This window comes from Exiguobacterium sp. s160, assembly GCF_018617575.1.
GTDB classification, from domain to species: domain Bacteria; phylum Bacillota; class Bacilli; order Exiguobacteriales; family Exiguobacteriaceae; genus Exiguobacterium; species Exiguobacterium aestuarii_A.
Genome location: NZ_JACSKK010000001.1, coordinates 619,192 through 639,408, shown reverse-complemented (window position 1 = coordinate 639,408; position 20,217 = coordinate 619,192). Strand labels below are relative to the sequence as shown.

The following is a 20,217-nucleotide window of genomic DNA, read 5'->3' as shown; positions in this document are numbered from 1 at the left end:
CACATCGTGTCACCTTTGTTTTGGGGAATGTGTGGCATCTACCGTCACATTCTTGTAAAATGTAAGGTACGAATCAGTAAAATGTGAGGAGAAAGGATGGTCATTATGGACTTGACATCCATTCAAGACCCGTCATTCCTGAAAAGGATGTCTGTCACCGAACTCGAATCACTCGGCTCAGACATTAGACGATTCTTGATTGAAAAATTGGCAGTGACGGGAGGGCATTTAGCGCCAAACTTAGGAGTTGTAGAGTTGACGCTAGCCCTGCACCGTGTATTTGACAGTCCGAAAGACCAATTTGTATGGGACGTCGGTCATCAGGCATACGTTCATAAAATTTTGACAGGACGTACGAGCCAGTTTGATACCCTTCGACAATACAACGGGTTGTGTGGTTTCCCTAAACGTTGTGAAAGTGAACATGATGTATGGGAAACTGGTCACAGTTCGACGTCGCTTTCAGCAGCAATGGGGATTGCAATCGCAAATGAATTAAAGGGACGTGCGAATGATCGTGCCATTGCCATCATCGGTGATGGAGCGTTAACCGGAGGAATGGCCCTCGAGGCGTTGAACCATATTGGTGCCGAGAAGCAGAATGTCATCGTCATCTTGAATGACAATGAGATGTCCATCGCACCGAACGTTGGGGCGATGCATAATATGCTCGGTCGAATCCGTGCGTCGCGTAAATTGAAGCATGCACGTGAAGAGATGGAATCAATCATCAAGCATATTCCACTCGTCGGCAATTCACTCGAACGAAGTGGGGAGCGAGTAAAAGATTTGTTGAAGTCTGCACTCATTCCAGGCACATTCTTTGAAGAACTCGGTTTCACTTACTTTGGACCGACAGACGGTCACGATTTGAAAGACTTGCTTGAGACACTCGAGTATGCGAAAAAAATCGATGGACCGGTTCTCGTTCATGTCATCACGAAAAAAGGGAAGGGTTACCGTCCCGCTGAGTTAGACGGTGTTGGAACATGGCACGGTTTAGGACCTTACAAGATTGAGTCAGGTGAAGTGATCAAGGGGAAACCGAAAGGACCTAGCTATTCGAAAGTCGTCGCTGAGACGATCACGAGAGTGGCAGAGTCGGATGAGCGGGTGACGTTGATCACGCCTGCAATGAGTGTCGGTTCAAAACTCGACTGCTTCACGAAAAAATTCCCGGAACGCATGTTTGATGTCGGGATTGCCGAGCAGCATGCGGTAACGTTAGCGGGAGGTCAGGCAACACAAGGTTTGAAACCGGTCGTCTCGATTTACTCTACATTCTTCCAGCGCGCGTACGACCAACTTGTCCATGACATTTGTCGTCAAAACTTGAACGTTGTATTCACGATTGACCGTTCAGGACTTGTCGGGGCAGATGGAGAGACGCACCAAGGGGTATTCGATATCGCCTTCATGCGTCACGTACCGAACATTCGAATTTTGATGGCGAAAGATGAAGAAGAGTTACAACAACTCGTTTACTCAGCGCTTCGTTATGATGATGGACCGATTGCAATCCGCTTCCCTCGTGGCGAAGGGATTGGCGTGCCGATGAGTGATACGCTCCAAGAAATCTCGCTCGATGATTGGGAAGTCGAGGCAGAAGGAACGGATGTCGCCATTTTGACGTTTGGACCACAAGTTCAAGATGCTTTGGAAGTACGTTCATTATTAGAAGGCAAGCTCAGTGTGCGTGTCATCAATTGTCGTACGATCAAACCGCTCGATGATGCAATGCTCACTTCTTTATATGCAGAAGGCATTCCGCTCGTGACACTTGAAGAAGCGGCACTCGCAGGTGGCTTTGGAAGCAGTGTGTTAGAACATGCGAATGAAACAGGAGCGTTCCCGCGGATTCAACGCCTCGGGATTCCAGACCGATATATCGAGCACGGCGGTGTCAACCAACTTTTGGAAGAGATTGGTCTCCGACCAGCCCAAATGGCGGAATCGATTGAGCGGTTCGTGATGGAGACAAATCGACAGAATGTGTGAGGGATTATGGAAAAAAGAACGAAAACAAGATTAGATGTACTACTCGTCGAACGCGGTCTCGCTGAAACACGAGAGAAGGCGAAACGGGCCGTCATGGCCGGTCTTGTCTACAGTGGGACCGAACGTCTGGATAAAGCAGGCGATAAAGTGTTTGACGATATCCCTCTTGAAGTGAAAGGTCAAGTTCTACCGTACGTCGGACGAGGCGGACTGAAGCTTGAGAAAGCTCTGCAAGTATTTCCGCTCGACGTACAAAATCGTGTAGGGATTGATATTGGTTCCTCTACGGGAGGCTTTACAGACTGTGCGCTTCAAAACGGGGCCACACAAATGTATGCGGTCGATGTCGGTTACAACCAGCTCGCTTGGAAGCTTCGCAGCGATGATCGCGTCATCGTTATGGAACGGATGAATTTCCGTCATGCGACAGCCGATCAATTCCCCGTCAAACCGGATTTTGCGACGATCGATGTTTCTTTCATCTCACTTCGTCTCATGGTGCCACCTCTTAAAGCGATTTTAAAGCAAGAAGGGGTCGTCATGGCGCTCGTTAAACCTCAATTCGAAGCCGGTAAAGCCGACGTCGGAAAGAAAGGGATTGTGCGAGACCGTGACGTACATGAGCGTGTGGCGAGTGATATGGTTCGCTATTTTGCATCGGAAGGGTTCTTCGTCGAAGGATTGGATTACTCCCCGATCACGGGTGGAGACGGAAATATTGAATTCCTCTTATTCGCCCGTTATACGGGAATAGGCGGGATCGAACCATCGCTACGAGTCGAAGACGTGGTAGATGCGGCACATGCCAAACTAAAGGGATAAGCAATGGCTACAGACAGATTTGTCTGTAGCTTTTTCTTATCGACGAAGAAGAGATGGGGAATGGTGGAAATACCCACTGGAATGCTAGACCTTTTTTCGACAATACTTTAGAATGATAATGTGTATGTGAAACGAAGAATGAGGTGTCAGCGCTTATGAATAAAGGACAGCGATTGATTAAAATTCGAGACATCGTGACGAATCGTGAAATCGAGACGCAAGATGAATTAGTAGACGAACTTCGTCGCCTAGGATATCCCGTCACACAGGCGACTGTATCTCGGGATATTAAAGAGTTACATTTAGTGAAAGTTCCTTTGAATGACGGACGATACAAATACAGCTTGCCTGCGGATCAGCGGTTTAACCCATACGGAAAAATGAAGCGCATCCTCGGTGACAGCTTCGTCTCGGTCGACTCAGCTCAAAACTTGGTTGTTATGAAAGTGTTACCAGGTAATGCGGATGCAATCGGCGTCTTGATTGACCATCTGTCATGGGATGAATTAATTGGAACAGTTTGTGGGGATGACACGATTCTCATGATTGCTCGCGATGAGGAGAAAGCGAAGCAAATCATCGAGCGACTACTCGGAATGTTATGAGGTGAAAGTACGTATGTTGGCAGAACTATCAATCAAACAGTTTGCGATTATCGACGAATTAAACATTCCGTTTAATCGGGGCATGACCGTTCTCACAGGTGAGACAGGTGCCGGTAAATCGATTTTGTTAGATGCGATTGGGTTGCTTGTTGGAGGACGTGGATCGAGCGAGTTCGTTCGTTATGGTCAGGATAAGGCCGAAATCGAAGGAATGTTCATGGTTGAATCGGATCATCCGGTCATTGAGGCGGCCGAACAATATGGCATTGAAATCGAGGACGGGACAGTCATTTTGCGCCGAGACTTACATAGTAGCGGGAAAAGCGTCTGCCGTGTGAATGGAAAGATGATGCCACTCTCGACGCTACGTGAATTCGGTCGCTTGCTTGTCGATATCCATGGTCAGCATGAACATCAACACTTGATGGACTCAGAATTTCACTTGGGCATTCTCGATCATTATGCCGAAAAGGAAATCGGACCACTATTAGAGGAGTATCAGACAGCGTACGCATCCTGGAAAAAAGTCGCGGATGAACTGAAGCGACTCAGTCAAAGCGAACAAGAGCTTGCACAACGCATGGATTTGCTATCGTTTCAAACAAAAGAGATTGAGGCGGCTGAACTAAAGGCAGGTGAGGAACAGGCGTTAATGGAAGAACGGGATGAATTAGCGAACTTTGAACGCATTCATCAACACATTCGCCTGTCTTATGAGGCGGTCGCGGAAGATTCGAACGGACTTGACCAAATCGGGGTCGCAATGCGCGAGATGGAAGAAGCTTCTCAATTGTCCTCTTCCCTCGCATCCGTGTCAGAAACAATCTCGAATGCTTATTATTTGCTCGAAGATGCGAAGTTTCAGTTGCGGGATCAACTCGACTCACTTGAGTTCGATCCGATTCGGTTGGATGAAATTGAGTCACGTCTAGCGCTGTTCCAACAGCTTAAGCGGAAATATGGCACGACAATCGAAGAAGTCATCGCTTACGGGGAACAAGTATCCGATGAATTGAAATCGATGACGAATCGTGAGGAGTTGCTGCAAACACTGTCAGAAGACCTTGTCCGACTAGAGACGGTTGCAAAAGAGGCAGGTGCACGACTGTCAGCGTCACGTAAAGCGGCGGCCGAGTCCCTTCAGCACGACATCCATCGAGAACTAAAAGAATTGTATATGGAGAAAACAGCGTTTGAAGTTCGATTCCGAACGACGCCATTAAAACAAGACGGTCTTGATGATGTCGAATTTTATATGATGACGAACGTTGGGGAACCGTTCAAGCCGCTTGCGAAAGTGGCTTCAGGTGGTGAACTTTCTCGTGTCATGTTAGCCCTTAAATCAATCTTTTCCCGAACGGTGGGAGTCGCATCGATTATCTTTGATGAAGTTGATACAGGAGTATCAGGGCGTGTCGCACAAGCAATGGGAGAAAAAATCTTCCGTCTGTCTGTCGGTTCGCAAGTACTGTGTATCACGCATTTAGCGCAAGTTGCTGCAATGGCAGATCAACACCTTTACATCACGAAGACGGAAACAAACGACCGGACGAAGACGAACGTTGCCACTCTTGACCGTGAGAGCCGGATTGACGAGCTAGGTCGAATGATTGCGGGTATTCAAATGACAGACTTGACGAAGCAACATGTTGAAGAGTTGCTCGAAATGTCACAGCAAGTAAAACAGAAGTTCATCAAAGGAGTGTCATAAGTGATTACATTATGTATTGCGGACGACAATCGAGAAATCGTCGATTTGTTGAGCCGACAACTAGAATCTGAGCCTGATCTCCGTGTCGTTGGAACAGCGCACGATGGTGAAGCATGCTTAGAGGTCGTCAAGACACACCAACCGGATGTACTCTTACTCGATATTATCATGCCTCATTTGGATGGAATCGGAGTATTGCAACGTTTACATGAAGAGCTCGGAGATGCTAAGCCAGAAGTGATCATGTTGAGTGCGTTCGGAAAAGATGAAGTGACGAAACAAGCGGTTCAATTGGGTGCCTCTTACTTTCTCGTCAAACCTTTCAATATCCAACAACTGTTGACGAAAATTCGTGAGTTGTCGGATGGTGCGAATCGCGAATTCGAAGGAATGTCTCCAGATGAAATTGAAATTTCGCTCTTGCTCCAACAGCTTGGCATTTCTCCTCGAATCAAAGGGTTCAAGTATATCCGCCAAGCTGTCATATACGTACGCGAGCGTCAAGAGTTGCTCGGATTGATCACAAAGGAATTGTATCCGATGGTCGCAAAAGAGCATGATACGACTTCGTCACGTGTAGAGCGGGCGATGCGTCACGCCATCAAGACGGCGTGGGAGAATGGCATGCGCGACCATGAGATGTTTGAAGGGCGACCTGAGCGTGAACGGAGTCCGAAGAACTCGGAGTTCATTTCGTATTTCGTCACCTACTTGTCGTTTAAAAGTAATTGAATCGTTCAGAAGGACTAAGCCGTTTGATGGCTTAGTCCTTTTTGTAAAATAATCATTAAAAAATTTATTTACTTTATGAAAGAAAGCGCTTGCAAAACGAGCATGTTTTGTTATAATAAAGGTGTACCAAGTTACTTGGACAAGCGTCAGATGAACGCTTTTCAAACTTGTTCCGGAGCAATGTTTGAAGAAACAAAATCATCTCGGTTCGCTATCCGACAATAGCTCAGAGGTGGGAACGACATCTCAAGTCGTTAATGTCCCGACGTGAGGTCGCGACAGTCGCTCATTCGCGAGGCGATTCTATCATCAACTCGAAGCTAGGGGTTGGTATAGGAAAAACAAATCGTTCAGTTAACCAAAAGGAGTGTTGTCAACCGTTGAACAGTTTATGGCAAGCGTTCGACTTCACGATGGATGGTTGGACATGATCCGATAACTAAAAAAGTTAGTAACTCGAATGGAAACGTTCCGTTCACGCAAGACGGCAGTTACTAAAGTTCTTTCATACTTCTTCATTAAGAAGACGTTGGATCTCATGTCAAAGGAAGTAAAGCAGTTGGAAAGGAGATCATCCGTAGTGATCACAATTCAATACGAATAAAAGGTTCCGCACTTGAAATGAAGTCAAGTTAGGGAACCTTTTTTTGTGCGCTTATGAGTCGAGTCGTTGTACTTTACCTGTTTTTTTGTCGCGGTTAAATATATAGCCAGCTACAAATCCGATCCCGCCCATGGCGAGCAGAAGTCCGAACGTCCCCTGCAACATGGAGGCGGCAGCGAGTGAATCAATCCATGTGAACGGTCCACTCGTCTTCAAAAAGAAGCTATCACGAAGTAATTTGATTCCGTAAACACCGAGTAAACCAGGGACGATTAAGATTAGAAGCGCGATGAAACGCATGCAATCTCCTCCTTTACCATACATTATTTTAACAGAAATTCAGTCATTCCACACTGTCTATTTTTAGTCGGCTTGCGCATCATGTTCGGATTCAGTAGCATGAAGATGAGAAGAGAGAAAGATGGGGGAATTCTTATGAACAAACGATTGATGATTGTCGGGGCAGGAAAAGGAGGAACGGAAGTCCTGAACATGTTGATGGACTCTCCGCTTGCTACGATCGTAGCGGTCGTGGACTCCGATGCATCAGCTGAAGGGATCGCACTTGCCAAAAGTTATGGCATCGCCGTGACGGATAATTGGACGAAATATGCGGATGCATCATTAGACTTTGTCATTGAGACGACAGGGCAGCATCAAACGTTTGAAGAGTTGAAGGATCATTATCAAGACGCAGTTGTGTTGCCGGGAGAGTTTATTCGGATCGTTGTCGAGCGATTGAAACAGAATCAACAGATGCTTGAGGCGATCATCGAATGTACGAGTGAAGCGATTTCGGTAGCCGATCATCACGGCAACACCATCTTGATCAATCCGTCATATACCCGGTTGACGGGATTTAAAAAAGAGGATGTCGTCGATAAGCCTGCCACTGCCGACATCGGCATGCAGGAGAGTGTGCATATGAAAGTATTATCGACGGGACAAGGGGTCCGAGACATCCGGATGCAAATCGGGGCGACGCGACGTGACATCCTTGTGAATGCCGAACCGATCATCGTTGAGGGAAAATTGCGAGGCTCGGTCGGCGTCATCCGCGACGTGTCTCAAATTCGTGCGCTTCGTGATGAATTACAAGAAGCGAAAACACGCATTCGAAATCTAGAGGCGAAATATCAGTTTGCCGATATCATCGCGACAAGTGATACGATGCGATTCGTCATCGATCAAGCGAAATTGGCAGCTGTGACACCGGTGACAGTATTGATTCGCGGAGAATCGGGAACAGGAAAAGAACTGTTCGCCCATGCCATTCATGGGGAGTCCCCTCGGAAATTCAAAAAGTTTATCCGGGTAAACTGTGCGGCCATTTCACCCACGCTTCTCGAAAGTGAACTGTTCGGCTATGAAGATGGTGCGTTCAGCGGTGCGAAGCGTGGCGGAAAGACCGGTTACTTCGAGGAGGCAGACGGTGGCTCGCTCTTTTTGGACGAAATCGGAGAACTGCCACTCGATGTCCAAGTGAAGCTTCTACGTGTCCTTCAAGAAAATGAGATCGTACGAGTCGGAGGGACGACGGCAATTCCGATCGATGTCCGCATCATCGCTGCGACGAATGCCGATCTTGAACAGAAAGTGGCAGACGGGGCGTTTCGTGAAGATTTGTATTATCGCATCAATCGAATGCCCATCCATATCCCTCCCCTTCGTGAACGGTTGAATGAACTCGAGGCACTTTGTGACCGGATCATTCGAAAGTTGAATCAAGAGTATGGTCGGAGTGTACAAGGGGTGGATGAAGATGCCCTCGTGCTCCTAAAAAGTCAGCATTGGAAGGGGAACGTCCGGGAACTTGAGAATGTGATTGGTCGGGCGATGATTTATATGGCGAGCACGGAACAATGGATTGCCCCACATCACCTGCAATTATCACCTCGAACGCCGAGTCAGAAAGTCGTTGAGTCCCGAACGCTCCATGAGGCGGTTGCGAAATATGAGCGTGATTTGATTGAACGAACGATTGAAGAAACTGGTGGGAATAAGTCAGAAGCTGCACGTCGATTAAAAATTTCAATTCGAACTTTGTATAACAAATTAGAAACCATGCAGTAAAATGCATGAATTTTTCTGCATGGCGAGCAATTATTTGCATGGTCATCCGCATAATAAAGCGCTTACAATTCAGGAAAGAAACTTGCTTATGTTATAGTGTAGAGAGCAAGGGGGGACAATGATGAATTTTGAACGGATGCTGACGAACGCAAAACAACTAGAGGGTTGTACGGTATCCATTGCGGGGGCAGCGGATGAAGAAGTGATCCGAGCCGTAAAACTTGCCACGAATCATGGATTGTCACGTTTCATTTTATTTGGTGAAGCCCGGGAAATCCGAAAGTTATGTGAACAGTATGGAATCGATGAGTCAGACGTCGATATTTTACATGCAAAAGGTGATGTAGAAATTGCCAGACGTGCTGCACTAGCCGTGAAAAACAAAGAGGCGGATGTGCTCATGAAAGGGATGGTGTCGACATCGACATTCATGAAAGCCGTCCTCAATCGAGAGGCCGGTCTTCGGACGAACCGGACGCTCAGTCATATCGCACTCTTTCAAATTCCAAATCGGGAAAAATTGATTGGTGTGACCGATGCTGCAATCCATATCGCGCCAACGCTCGAAGAAAAGGTCGAAATCATTCATAATGCGGTAGAAGCGATGCATGACATCGGTTACGAATCGCCAAAAGTCGCAGCGATTGGGGCTGTTGAGGTTGTCAATCCGCAGATGAACGCGACGCTCGATGCCGCGTTGCTCAGTCAGATGAATCGTCGGGGACAAATCAAAGGCTGTATCGTAGATGGACCGCTCGCCCTTGATAACGCGGTCGATATGGTCGCAGCGAAACAAAAAGGAATCAATAGTGAAGTGGCGGGGCAAGCAGATTTATTAGTCGTACCATACATAGAGGTCGGCAACGTCCTTTATAAATCAATCATGTATTTCGCAGAGGCGAGCGTTGCGGCGATTGTCGTTGGCGCATCTGCCCCTGTCGTATTGACGAGTCGTGCCGATACAGCGGAGGCGAAACTTTATTCCCTCGCATTCGCTTTGTTACATGCCAAAAACTAATCGTATTTAACAGGAGGAATTGATCATGATGGAAACAAACACAGAACCACGCTTCCGTATTTTTGATGTCTTACAATCTGAGGATTACGAACAAATCGTATTTTGCCAAGACCAAGCGTCTGGTCTAAAAGCAATCATTGCGATTCACGATACGACACTCGGTCCAGCACTCGGCGGACTTCGTATGTGGAATTATGAGTCAGAGCAAGAAGCACTCACAGACGTATTGCGTCTCGCAAAAGGAATGACTTATAAAAATGCTGCAGCCGGTCTCAATCTCGGTGGCGGGAAGGCTGTCATCATTGGGAATGCCAAGACGGACAAGTCAGAAGCTCTTTTCCGTGCATTCGGTCGTTACGTACAATCACTCAGCGGACGTTATATCACTGCTGAAGATGTGAATACGACGGTTGCTGACATGGACTTCATCCATATGGAGACAGATTACGTCACAGGAGTCAGCCCTGCGTTCGGTTCAAGTGGTAACCCATCGCCAGTAACGGCGTATGGTGTCTACCGCGGTATGAAAGCCGCTGCGAAATGGAAGTTCGGAACAGACTCACTCGCAGGGAAGACGGTTGCCGTGCAAGGTGTCGGTAACGTAGCCTACAACCTATGTCGTCACCTCCACGAAGAAGGCGCGCATTTGATTGTGACAGACATCAACGAAGAAGCGCTCAAACGTGCAGAAGCAGACTTTGGTGCGACGGTCGTCAAACCAGATGAGATTTATGCAGTCGAGTGTGACATTTTCGCTCCATGTGCACTCGGTGCAGTCATCAACGACCAAACGATTCCACAATTGAAAGCTCAAATCGTTGCGGGTGCCGCAAACAACCAATTGGCGGAAGATCGTCACGGGGATGTGCTTGACGAGAACGGGATCCTCTACGCGCCAGACTTTGTTATCAACGCCGGTGGTGTCATCAACGTCGCGGACGAACTTGAAGGTTACAACCGTGAACGGGCAATGAAGAAAGTCGAACTCATCTATGACAACATGATGCGTGTCTTTGAAATCGCGGAGCGTGATGGAGTACCGACGCACGTGGCGGCTGACAAGATGGCCGAAGAACGGATTCACATGATGGCACGTTCACGTAGTCAATTCCTTAAAGTTGAAAAAAGTATTCTAGGGAGACGCTAAGATGACAAAACGGCTAATTCTTGCGATCAACCCAGGGTCGACCTCGACAAAAGTTGGATTGTTTGATGGGAAGGAAGAAGTGATGACACGTACGGTCCGCCATGAGATTGACGTGACCGGTCTCAGCCTTCCTGAGCAGTTACCTCATCGTGAGCAAGAAGTGCGTGCCTTGTTAGAAGAGACTGGCATCGCGGTCAACGATTTGACCGCGATTGTCGGTCGTGGTGGTTTGCTTGCACCGATGACATCAGGAACGTATACCGTCAATGATTTGATGCGAGAGGACTTGACGAGCGGAAGATTCGGAATGCATGCGTCTAACCTCGGTGGATTGATTGCATCCAAAATAGGAGAGATTGAAGGAATTCCAAGTTTCATCGTTGACCCTGTCGTTGTCGATGAGATGCATGAGTTGGCAAGAAAGACCGGAATGGCCGACATCAATCGCCGTAGTATTTTTCATGCCCTGAATCAAAAAGCCGTCGCCAAACGCTTTGCAACCGAAAATGGAAGCGATTACAATGAGCTGAATTTGATTGTCGCTCACTTGGGCGGAGGGATTACAGTCGGTGCGCATCAGCATGGACGCGTCATCGATGTGAATAATGGACTCGACGGTGATGGACCACTTGCTCCAGAACGGGCAGGCTCAATTCCTGTTGGACAGGTGGTAGAACTATGTTATAGTACCAGGTATAAAGAATCGGAAATGAAAAAGAAAATTGTCGGTCAAGGTGGGTTGTTCGCACACCTCGGTACATTCGATGCGATTGAGATTGAGCAACGGATGGAATCGGGAGATGATGAGGCGAGACTCCTTTATGAGACGATGGCTTATCGTGTCGCACAAGAAATTTCAAAACATGGTGCGACGCTCAGTGGTCGAGTGGATGCCATCTTATTGACAGGTGGAATCGCTTATTCTGACTGGCTGACTGACAAGATTAAAGAGCGTGTCGCATTCCTCGCGCCGGTATACGTTTATCCAGGTGAAGACGAATTGAAAGCCTTGGCAGAAGGTGCACTTCGCGTCATCGAGAAGGAAGAGACCGCAAGAGAATATGAGGGGGATACACATGGCACGAGAATTTGATGTTGTCGTCATTGGTGGAGGACCAGGAGGATATGTGGCTGCGATCAAGGCTGCACAGGCTGGTAAATCTGTCGCAATCGTCGAGGCGAGAAAATTAGGCGGCACCTGCTTACATAGAGGTTGCATCCCTACGAAAGCTCTTCTAAAAGCTGCCCATGTCTATCAAACGGCGAAACAGGGGGCAACGTACGGCGTAGAAACGGGAAGTGTGACGTTCAACATGGAACGAGCCCAAACGTATAAACGTGATCTTGTGGCTGGTCTTGAAAAAGGAATCGAGCACTTGATGAAACAAGGAAAAATTGAAGTGTTTCACGGAAAAGCCTCGATCCTTGGACCAAGTATCTTCTCGCCACAACCTGGGACCGTATCCGTTGAAGATGAAAGCGGTGAGTCAGAACTCATCTTGCCAAACCAATTGATTATCGCAACAGGTTCGATTCCGCGTGAACTTCCTGGATTGCCGTTCGATCACGAACGTATCTTAAACTCGGACGACCTCCTCAATTTTGAGACACTACCTGAATCGATTGCGATTGTCGGTGGTGGTGTCATCGGAGTCGAATGGGCGTCCATGCTCGTCGATTTAGATGTGAACGTGACGTTGATCGAAGTAGGAGATCGATTACTTCCACTTGAGGATAAGGCGGTCTCTCGCGAAGTAGAACGTCTACTGAAAAAACGTGGCGTACGTGTGAAGAAGAGCGTGACGGTCGACGCTGAACGAACATTGATTCACGAAAATGCAGTGGAGCTTGCTGTCGGGGAAGAGATGTTACAAGTAGACTGTGTCCTCGTCTCGGTTGGCCGAGTTGCCAACACGGAAGACTTAGGACTTCAAAACACTTCTATCGTCGTAGAAAATGGGATCATTCAAGTCGATAGTCAGTATCGGACGAAAGAACGTCATATCTTCGCAATCGGGGATTGCATCGGAAAATTACAACTCGCTCACGTCGCGTCTGCAGAAGGCGTGAAGGCGGTCGAAACGATTCTTGGACTTGAACCGATACCACTCGATTACGCGCTCATCCCACGTTGTGTATATAGCGTTCCTGAAGTCGCTTCGGTCGGCTTGACGGAAGAGGCGGCAAAAGATGCCGGACATGATGTGAAGACGGGGATATATCGATTCAACGGACTCGGGAAAGCGCGGATTGAAGGACAAGCCGACGGATTCGTCAAACTCGTTTCGGACAAAGAAACAGATGACCTTCTCGGTGTTCATATCGTCGGACCGAAAGCGACTGAACTCATCACGGAAGGTGGACTCGCGCTCGTCTTGAACGCGACGGCTTGGGAGATGGGACAACTTGTGCACCCACACCCTGCATTGAGCGAAGCCTTCCAGGAAGCGGCACTTGCCGTCGATGGATTACCGATTCACGCCTAAGGAGGAACAAGGATGGAACAGATGACTGTAAACTCATATGAAGAGCTTGGTTTAACGAAACAAGATTTATTGGCGATGTACGAAACGATGGTACGTGCCCGTAAGATTGATGAACGGATGTGGAAGTTGAACCGCGCCGGGAAAATCCCATTCGTCGTCTCATGTCAAGGACAAGAAGCGGCGCAAGTCGGTGCGGCGTTCGCACTCGAAAAAGGAATCGACTACGTCTTGCCTTACTATCGTGATGTGGCAGTCGTCCTTCACTTCGGTCAAACATCAAGAGACTTGATGTTATCGGCATTTGCGAAAGCGGAAGACCCGAATTCGGGTGGTCGTCAGATGCCTGGTCACTTCGGCTCGAAAGAACATCGCATCGTGACGGGTTCATCTCCGGTTACGACACAAGTCCCTCATGCGGTCGGGATTGCACTTGCGGCGAAGATGAAAAAAGAAGAACTCGTCACCTTCGTCTCGTTCGGAGAAGGCTCTTCAAACCAAGGTGACTTCCACGAAGGCGCAAACTTTGCAGGTGTCCACAAGTTGCCAGTCATCTTGTTCTGTGAGAACAACAAGTATGCGATCTCGGTTCCGCTTACGAAACAGTTAGCATGTGAGCGCGTATCAGACCGTGCAAAAGGTTACGGCATGCCAGGTGTGACAGTCGACGGGACAGACCCGATCGCCGTCTATGCGGTCGTGAAGGAAGCGCGTGAACGTGCACTTCGCGGAGAAGGACCGACATTAATCGAAGCAGAAGTTGAACGTCTCGTGCCACACTCATCGGATGACGATGACAAAGCGTACCGTTCAGCTGAAGAATTGGCTGGATTAAAAGAGCGGGATGGCATTCAATTGTTCCGTCAACGACTTGTAAACGACGGAATCGCAACGGCGGAGACACTTGCTGAAATCGATGCACAAATCGATGCTGAAGTGAATGAAGCGACGACATATGCGGACAAAGCACCGTATGCATCGCCTGAATCTGCACTAGATTACGTCTATGAGGAGGAAAAATGATGAAAACGTTTATCGAAGCGATCAATGAAGCGATTCATGAGGAAATGGAGCGCGACGAAAACGTCTTCGTCGTCGGGGAAGACGTCGGCGTACGTGGTGGTGTATTCCGTGCCACGCAAGGGCTGATTGAGAAGTATGGTGAAGACCGTGTCATCGACGCACCGCTCGCTGAAAGTGCGATTGCCGGTGTAGGAGTCGGGGCTGCCATGTACGGCATGCGTCCGATTGCAGAAATGCAATTCGCAGACTTTATCATGCCAGCAGTGAACCAAATCGTATCGGAAGCGGCAAAAATTCGATACCGCTCAAACAACGATTGGACCTGTCCGATGGTCATCCGAGCTCCTTTCGGTGGTGGCATTCACGGGGCACTCTATCACTCGCAATCGGTCGAGGCGATGTTCAGTTCGACGCCAGGTCTAAAAGTCGTCATTCCATCTGACCCAGTCGATGCGAAGGGGTTGTTGAAAGCAGCAATCCGTTCGAACGACCCTGTTCTCTTCTTCGAGCATAAGCGCGCCTATCGTCTTTTGAAGGCAGACTTGCCGACGGACGAATACACGGTTGAAATCGGTAAGGCTGCGGTTAAACGGGAAGGTGACGATATCACGATCATCACATACGGTCTTTGCGTGCATATGGCACAAGAAGCAGCGAAAACGCTCGAAGAAGAAGGAATCAGCACGCACATCCTCGATCTTCGTACCGTCTACCCGCTCGACCAAGAAGCGATCATTGAATCGGTCAAGAAGACGGGTAAAGTGTTACTCGTGACGGAGGATAACAAAGAAGGAAGCATCATCGGAGAAGTGGCGGCGATTATCGCGGAGAAGGCGCTCTTCGAACTCGATGCGCCGATTGAACGCTTAGCAGGTCCTGATGTGCCGGCTATGCCGTATGCACCACCGATGGAAAAATTCTTTATCGTATCCCCAGAAAAAATTGCCGAGCGGGCGCGTCAGCTCGCGGCGTTTTAAGGAGGCATCTCCATGGAACAAACGATTACCATGCCCCAACTTGGGGAGAGTGTGACAGAAGGCACAATCACGACCTATCTCGTCAAACCGGGCGACCGTGTGGAAGAGTATGAACCACTCGCGGAAGTCATGACGGATAAAGTGACGGCCGAGATTCCGGCGACTAGTGCGGGAGTCGTCAAAGAGTTTCTCATTCCAGAAGGGGAGACTGTCAGCGTCGGGACCCCGGTATTGACGATGGAAGTTGAAAGTGCGGAGGAAGCTGTAGTTGAGACGAAGACCGAACCGATTGCAGAAACGACACCTGCAGAACCCGTCTCTAAGCAAGCGGTCGCCACTACTCCGAAAAAACAGAGTGGAAACGGTCGATACTCACCTGCTGTCATCCGACTCGCCAACGAGAATGATATCGATTTGAATGAACTGAGCGGAAGCGGTCTAGGCGGTCGGATCACGCGGAAAGATATTCTTCGTTACTTATCAGAAGGACGTCCGGCATCGACTCCTGAGAAAGCGACACAAGCACCTGTCCAAGAGACGATGGTACAAACAAAGATGGACGTTCCGACTGAAGCGCCACGTCCTGTCGTTGAACCGTCACAACCGGTCGCATCATCATCGACGTCATCTGGACGTTATGAATCGATTCCGACAGCCGGGGTACGTCAAGCGATTGCGAACAATATGGTCCGCTCGAAGCATGAGGCGCCACACGCATGGCTCATGATTGAAGTGGATGTGACGAACCTCGTTGAAGCCCGTGCGAAATTGAAAGACGAGTTCATGAAACGGGAAGGCGTCAAATTGACGTTCATGCCGTTCTTCATGAAGGCTGCCATCGAAGCATTGAAGAAGTATCCGATGATGAACTCGGAGTGGGCAGGAGATCACATCAAAGTTCACCAAGACATCCATCTCTCGGTAGCCGTCGCGGCAAACGACGCCCTTTACGTACCGGTCATTCGCCAAGCGGATGAGAAGAACATCAAAGGTCTCGCCGTGGCCCTTCAAGACGTGGCAACGCGAGCGCGTGAGAACCGTTTGAAGGCAGAAGAGATGCGTGGTGGGACGTTCACCATCAACAACACAGGTGCATTTGGTTCGATCCAATCGGCACCGATTTTGAACTACCCACAAGCGGCAATCCTCTCAGTCGAGTCGATCGTGAAGCGTCCGGTATGGATGAATGGAATGTTTGCGGCACGCGATATGGTCAACCTTTGTATGTCGGTCGACCACCGTGTCCTCGACGGTCTCGTCGCAGGTCAGTTCTTGCAAGCAATCAAACAATCGCTCGAGTCGATCGACCCGAACACATATACCGTATATTGAAAAAAATGGAGGCGCTCCCAGTGGGGCGCCTCCATTTTTCATGAGTTATAGCCAAGGAATACCGTGAAGACGAAGCTTGAGGCTGAGATCAGTAAGAGAAGGAACGACAAGGACATGCCTATTGTGACGAGTCGCTTAGAGAGTCGTTGTTTGGATTTATAGAGTGAAAATGCAAACACGAGACTGAATAGGCCGAGCGTCGCGAATAGTGTAAGCGGGATTATTGCTCGGTCTTGGAGTAACTGAAGTAAATCCAACGTTGAATCATCCTTTCTAATCAAGGGCATTCTGAAATCGTCGTTGATGGACACGGTACGTCAATCTGCTGATCACGACGAACAGGAGCAGGAACATCCAGTATATGAAGACATAGTTTAATGAAAATGCAGAGACCCCATCATGTCTGACCGAAGAAATCCAAAGCAAAAGGAGTGAGGCAGGGAAATGAATCAATAGTACAAGATAGGGCATGAACTTCATGAAGGATAAGGCGTTTGACGACGGATTGCGCATGAGACGCATGGCAATCAAACCAATCAACACTTCGAGCCCACCAAGCGTGAAGAAAGCGAGTGAATCAGAAAGACTAGTCTCTAGAATCGGTAAGGCAAGCGTTGCAAGACCGAAACTCCCAATCATTATTAAAGCAAACAAGATGTAGTCACCTCCAGAAAAGGGTTGATTCCATATGTTGATTGTAAAATAATGGATTATCAAATTCAATACCTCAGAAAAACACGCCATTCATAGAAATGGCGTGTCAGTGAGTTCCTCAAATCGATTGTTCAATCATCGATTCGATGTCGCGACGGACTTCGGCAACTGATAAACGCGCGACGTCATATCGCACACGATGTGTCGACTCGTCCGTTCCCGTCAAATCAGCGAAGAGACTACCGAAATCGTGGACACTGCGGTCGACTTGTATGAGTAATTCAATCGAATCCTCTTCTTGTAAGATGACGACTTCGACTTCATCTAACTGACGCCCTAAACGTGAGCCGTTCGCTGAATATTCGAGTTCTTGTGCAATCGGAAGACGACCTGAACGATGGCGTGCCGGGAGCATCTCTGTGTCGGCTTTCTTGAGACGGAAACCGAGTTCGTCCATCGCGTCTAAAATGACTTGTTGTGCAGCGTTTGGTTGAACGGTAATCGCATCTTCATCTTTTGGGTCGACGGCTTGGGCGATATCAAGCCCGGTCTCAATCCATGATTTTGATTGGCTGACAGAGAGTGGGGTATTGAACGGGACGTTGACCGTGAACGGAATCTCTTTCACTTCTCCAGGTCCGATCATAAATGGAGCCTCATTCAATAAAATCTTTTCAATCGTAAACGTCGAGTATGTCGACTTGTCGTTAACTTCGTGTTTATACAGCGTGTTGAAGAAAAGATAGATGCTGTCGACCGACTGTTCGACTGAACCTCCTTCTACATGGACTACTCCATTGAGTTCACCACCGGGTGTACAATGGCTTTCATTCAAACGTGTGTCGACTTTTGCGGCACCGATTCCGATTGATGATAAAATCTTTTTAAACATATGTGTATCCTCCTTTGACGTAACGTCGTCTTCGTGTAATAGTATGTACGGACAGGTGAAACGATATGTTTCAAAATTTCTAAAAAAGGATTGAATCCATTGGAATATAAAGCGTTACAAGAACGTCTCGAAGACGTGATCCAATCAAATCATCTCGTGTCGGCGACAATCAGTCAACCCCGTCAAAAATCAAGTGATCTCAGACGCGTCAAATTGAAACCGGTCATGCTTCGGAATGCATACCACATCCAGTTCGAATATCAGTACGAACGGGTGATGAACCATAAAAACTTACCACCGGATGAGGCTGTAAAAGAATTGTTCGACCTTCTTGAAACGTTCAGACAGGGGCAATTTCAATTAAAAGAGTCTGACCTTCAATTTCAGTTATCCAAAAAATTTAAAGTGACCTTTAAAGAGAGACAGACAGCTCAAAAAGAAATTCAGTTGAGCCACAATCGGGAAAAACAATATGTGCTACCACTTGACGAACCAGTCCCATTCTTAATTCGACTCGGCATTCAGTCGAGTGATGGGAAAGTGAAGCGTCAAAAGTATGACAAGTTTAAACAAATCAACCGCTTCCTTGAGTTCATTGAGGACTCGCTTAAACACTTGCCGACAGACCGTACCGTCCGAATCTTGGATTTCGGTTCAGGGAAGTCGTATTTGACGTTCGCGCTCTATCACTTTTTACACGAGATGAAAGGATATGATGTTCATATCACAGGTCTCGATTTGAAAAAAGAAGTCATCGAAGAATGTGCATCGATTGCGAAAGACTTAGGATATGAGCGACTTGAGTTCTTAGTTGGAGACATCAATGAATATGAAGGGGAGACAGCTGTCGATATGGTCGTGACGCTTCATGCATGTGACGTGGCGACCGACATGGCATTGGCCCGTGCCGTCCGCTGGGGGGCGAAAGTCATCTTGAGTGTTCCTTGCTGTCAGAAGGAGTTAAATCGTCAACTTCAAGCACCGAATCTAGACGTGATGCTTCAGCATGGATTGATCAAAGAACGGTTCGCTTCGCTGGCGACAGATTCGATTCGGGCTGAACTTCTTGGGCTTGTCGGTTATGAAGCTCAGTTACTGGAGTTCATCGACCTCGAGCATACACCGAAGAACATCATGATTCGTGCGTATTTGACGAATCGTAAAGCGAGTGCTGAGACGAAGGCGCGCTACCTCGCCTTTAAACAAATGTTACAGGCAGATCCGTTCTTAGAACGTGAATTGAGCGATAGACTTGTCCTCGAGGTAGAACAAGACGTAAAATAAGAGAGTATAGACGAAATGTCGAAAGGGGAAACAACATGGATTTTCAATTATATTTTCAAGATGTAGTCGAGCAAGCGCGTAACGAAGTGCGTGCTGCAGGATACACAGAGCTCACGACACCGGAAGAAGTAGACGGGGCACTGAAAAAAGAAGGGAAGACACTTGTACTCGTTAACTCGGTATGTGGTTGTGCAGGCGGGATCGCTCGTCCGGCCGCTGCTTACGTAAACAAGATGGAAGGTGTAAAACCTGACCATTTCGTGACCGTGTTTGCAGGTCAAGACCGTGAAGCGACAGATCGTGCACGTGAGTATTTTGAAGGATATGCACCGTCTTCACCATCGATTGCCCTCCTCGAGGATGGAAACATCGTGACGATGGTAGAGCGTAGTGAAATCGAGTCGTCAACTGCGGAAGAACTTGTCGACCAATTACAAACATTGTTCGATATCTACTTCGCATAATCAAGCAACGGCGCAAAGGCATTGCCTTTGCGCTTTTGTGAAAAGGGGCAGTGTATATGGAACCAGTCATCAAAATTATGACGGAGGCAGAATATATGATTGCCCTGTCACGCGGTGAAATCAATGAACCGTCTCTTCAATCGGAAGGAACGATTAAATGTTGTACGCCGCAACAGATTGGAAAGGTCGTCAAAGCGTCGTATGCGGGAGAAGCGGTCGTTCTCGTCTCCCTTTACGTCAATCGTCTTGGGCAACTGTTACATTATGAGTTAGATGAGGACGGGGAACGTTATCCGCACGTGTATAGTGCCATCCCAATGTCATCCGTCAAACAGGTCCAACCATATGGGTCTCGCGACAACGGAACGGTCACATATTTCGCTTTCGAGCGGATGTGA

General features: G+C 48.1%; 20 protein-coding genes. 16 read left to right on the top strand and 4 right to left on the bottom strand.

Annotated features, from left to right (window positions below; all coding sequences use genetic code 11):
- Window positions 1-105 precede the first annotated feature (105 nt).
- The 5 genes from dxs (at window position 106) to spo0A (ending at window position 5,868) form a co-directional block, all read left to right on the top strand.
- Entirely contained in the window at window positions 106-1,998 is a 1,893-nt protein-coding gene (dxs, locus tag KNO86_RS03320) for a 1-deoxy-D-xylulose-5-phosphate synthase (protein ID WP_214692955.1), read from the top strand.
- Between the two features lie 6 nt (window positions 1,999-2,004).
- A complete protein-coding gene (locus KNO86_RS03315; RefSeq protein WP_214692950.1) occupies window positions 2,005-2,820 on the top strand; it encodes a TlyA family RNA methyltransferase in 816 nt (271 codons plus the stop codon).
- 155 nt (window positions 2,821-2,975) lie between these two features.
- Window positions 2,976-3,425: a transcriptional regulator AhrC/ArgR gene (ahrC, locus tag KNO86_RS03310; protein WP_074033294.1), complete on the top strand. Its 450-nt coding sequence runs from the start codon at window positions 2,976-2,978 to the stop codon at window positions 3,423-3,425.
- Window positions 3,426-3,438: 13 nt separating this feature from the next.
- Window positions 3,439-5,136, top strand: coding sequence for a DNA repair protein RecN (gene recN / locus KNO86_RS03305; protein WP_214692943.1), 1,698 nt, complete (start codon window positions 3,439-3,441; stop codon window positions 5,134-5,136).
- Window positions 5,137-5,868 (top strand): sporulation transcription factor Spo0A, encoded by a 732-nt coding sequence (gene spo0A / locus KNO86_RS03300; RefSeq protein ID WP_214692941.1) that lies wholly within the window; start codon window positions 5,137-5,139, stop codon window positions 5,866-5,868. It begins immediately after the preceding gene.
- A gap of 655 nt (window positions 5,869-6,523) precedes the next feature.
- On the opposite strand, the gene KNO86_RS03295 is transcribed toward spo0A, so the two are convergent.
- On the bottom strand, window positions 6,524-6,772 hold the full coding sequence (locus tag KNO86_RS03295) for a DUF2627 domain-containing protein (protein ID WP_074033291.1): 249 nt from the start codon (window positions 6,770-6,772) through the stop codon (window positions 6,524-6,526).
- 135 nt (window positions 6,773-6,907) lie between these two features.
- Between KNO86_RS03295 and KNO86_RS03290 the strand changes: the two genes are divergently transcribed.
- The 8 genes from KNO86_RS03290 to KNO86_RS03255 all read left to right on the top strand — a co-directional run bounded on the left by KNO86_RS03290 (window position 6,908) and on the right by KNO86_RS03255 (window position 16,525).
- The gene (locus KNO86_RS03290) at window positions 6,908-8,545 is read left to right on the top strand and encodes a sigma 54-interacting transcriptional regulator (RefSeq protein WP_214692939.1); all 1,638 of its coding nucleotides are present in this window, start codon (window positions 6,908-6,910) and stop codon (window positions 8,543-8,545) included.
- Window positions 8,546-8,666: 121 nt separating this feature from the next.
- The gene (gene yqiS, locus KNO86_RS03285; protein ID WP_214692930.1) at window positions 8,667-9,563 is read left to right on the top strand and encodes a phosphate butyryltransferase; all 897 of its coding nucleotides are present in this window, start codon (window positions 8,667-8,669) and stop codon (window positions 9,561-9,563) included.
- Window positions 9,564-9,588: 25 nt separating this feature from the next.
- Window positions 9,589-10,710: a Glu/Leu/Phe/Val family dehydrogenase gene (locus KNO86_RS03280; protein ID WP_214692928.1), complete on the top strand. Its 1,122-nt coding sequence runs from the start codon at window positions 9,589-9,591 to the stop codon at window positions 10,708-10,710.
- Between the two features lies 1 nt (window position 10,711).
- Window positions 10,712-11,803: a butyrate kinase gene (gene buk / locus KNO86_RS03275; protein WP_214692926.1), complete on the top strand. Its 1,092-nt coding sequence runs from the start codon at window positions 10,712-10,714 to the stop codon at window positions 11,801-11,803.
- The gene (gene lpdA / locus KNO86_RS03270; RefSeq protein ID WP_214692924.1) at window positions 11,787-13,196 is read left to right on the top strand and encodes a dihydrolipoyl dehydrogenase; all 1,410 of its coding nucleotides are present in this window, start codon (window positions 11,787-11,789) and stop codon (window positions 13,194-13,196) included. Before buk ends, lpdA begins: the two co-directional genes overlap by 17 nt.
- 12 nt (window positions 13,197-13,208) lie before the next feature.
- A complete protein-coding gene (locus KNO86_RS03265) occupies window positions 13,209-14,216 on the top strand; it encodes a thiamine pyrophosphate-dependent dehydrogenase E1 component subunit alpha (protein ID WP_374193974.1) in 1,008 nt (335 codons plus the stop codon).
- Window positions 14,216-15,193: an alpha-ketoacid dehydrogenase subunit beta gene (locus tag KNO86_RS03260; protein WP_012726557.1), complete on the top strand. Its 978-nt coding sequence runs from the start codon at window positions 14,216-14,218 to the stop codon at window positions 15,191-15,193. The genes KNO86_RS03265 and KNO86_RS03260 overlap by 1 nt, the downstream gene beginning before the upstream one ends.
- 12 nt (window positions 15,194-15,205) lie before the next feature.
- Entirely contained in the window at window positions 15,206-16,525 is a 1,320-nt protein-coding gene (locus KNO86_RS03255; protein ID WP_251125248.1) for a dihydrolipoamide acetyltransferase family protein, read from the top strand.
- A 38-nt stretch (window positions 16,526-16,563) separates the two neighbouring features.
- On the opposite strand, the gene KNO86_RS03250 is transcribed toward KNO86_RS03255, so the two are convergent.
- The 3 genes from KNO86_RS03250 to KNO86_RS03240 form a co-directional block, all read right to left on the bottom strand.
- Window positions 16,564-16,782, bottom strand: coding sequence for a hypothetical protein (locus KNO86_RS03250; RefSeq protein ID WP_214692922.1), 219 nt, complete (start codon window positions 16,780-16,782; stop codon window positions 16,564-16,566).
- Window positions 16,783-16,798: 16 nt separating this feature from the next.
- Entirely contained in the window at window positions 16,799-17,179 is a 381-nt protein-coding gene (locus tag KNO86_RS03245; protein WP_214692920.1) for a hypothetical protein, read from the bottom strand.
- A gap of 118 nt (window positions 17,180-17,297) precedes the next feature.
- The gene (locus KNO86_RS03240; RefSeq protein WP_214692914.1) at window positions 17,298-18,071 is read right to left on the bottom strand and encodes a sporulation protein; all 774 of its coding nucleotides are present in this window, start codon (window positions 18,069-18,071) and stop codon (window positions 17,298-17,300) included.
- Between the two features lie 99 nt (window positions 18,072-18,170).
- On the opposite strand from KNO86_RS03240, the gene KNO86_RS03235 reads away from it, so the two are divergent.
- The 3 genes from KNO86_RS03235 to KNO86_RS03225 are packed head-to-tail and all read left to right on the top strand — an operon-like array spanning window position 18,171 to window position 20,217.
- Window positions 18,171-19,355: a class I SAM-dependent methyltransferase gene (locus KNO86_RS03235; protein WP_214692912.1), complete on the top strand. Its 1,185-nt coding sequence runs from the start codon at window positions 18,171-18,173 to the stop codon at window positions 19,353-19,355.
- Between the two features lie 35 nt (window positions 19,356-19,390).
- A complete protein-coding gene (locus tag KNO86_RS03230; protein ID WP_012726551.1) occupies window positions 19,391-19,819 on the top strand; it encodes a BrxA/BrxB family bacilliredoxin in 429 nt (142 codons plus the stop codon).
- 56 nt (window positions 19,820-19,875) lie between these two features.
- Entirely contained in the window at window positions 19,876-20,217 is a 342-nt protein-coding gene (locus KNO86_RS03225; RefSeq protein WP_214692910.1) for a DUF952 domain-containing protein, read from the top strand.

Coding starts and splice junctions, on each gene's coding strand:
- dxs (WP_214692955.1), top strand. CDS start 106: ATGGACTTGACATCCATTCAAGACCCGTCATTCCTGAAAAGGATGTCT.
- KNO86_RS03315 (WP_214692950.1), top strand. CDS start 2,005: ATGGAAAAAAGAACGAAAACAAGATTAGATGTACTACTCGTCGAACGC.
- ahrC (WP_074033294.1), top strand. CDS start 2,976: ATGAATAAAGGACAGCGATTGATTAAAATTCGAGACATCGTGACGAAT.
- recN (WP_214692943.1), top strand. CDS start 3,439: ATGTTGGCAGAACTATCAATCAAACAGTTTGCGATTATCGACGAATTA.
- KNO86_RS03295 (WP_074033291.1), bottom strand. CDS start 6,772: ATGCGTTTCATCGCGCTTCTAATCTTAATCGTCCCTGGTTTACTCGGT.
- KNO86_RS03290 (WP_214692939.1), top strand. CDS start 6,908: ATGAACAAACGATTGATGATTGTCGGGGCAGGAAAAGGAGGAACGGAA.
- yqiS (WP_214692930.1), top strand. CDS start 8,667: ATGAATTTTGAACGGATGCTGACGAACGCAAAACAACTAGAGGGTTGT.
- KNO86_RS03280 (WP_214692928.1), top strand. CDS start 9,589: ATGATGGAAACAAACACAGAACCACGCTTCCGTATTTTTGATGTCTTA.
- buk (WP_214692926.1), top strand. CDS start 10,712: ATGACAAAACGGCTAATTCTTGCGATCAACCCAGGGTCGACCTCGACA.
- lpdA (WP_214692924.1), top strand. CDS start 11,787: ATGGCACGAGAATTTGATGTTGTCGTCATTGGTGGAGGACCAGGAGGA.
- KNO86_RS03265 (WP_374193974.1), top strand. CDS start 13,209: ATGGAACAGATGACTGTAAACTCATATGAAGAGCTTGGTTTAACGAAA.
- KNO86_RS03260 (WP_012726557.1), top strand. CDS start 14,216: ATGAAAACGTTTATCGAAGCGATCAATGAAGCGATTCATGAGGAAATG.
- KNO86_RS03255 (WP_251125248.1), top strand. CDS start 15,206: ATGGAACAAACGATTACCATGCCCCAACTTGGGGAGAGTGTGACAGAA.
- KNO86_RS03240 (WP_214692914.1), bottom strand. CDS start 18,071: ATGTTTAAAAAGATTTTATCATCAATCGGAATCGGTGCCGCAAAAGTC.
- KNO86_RS03230 (WP_012726551.1), top strand. CDS start 19,391: ATGGATTTTCAATTATATTTTCAAGATGTAGTCGAGCAAGCGCGTAAC.
- KNO86_RS03225 (WP_214692910.1), top strand. CDS start 19,876: ATGGAACCAGTCATCAAAATTATGACGGAGGCAGAATATATGATTGCC.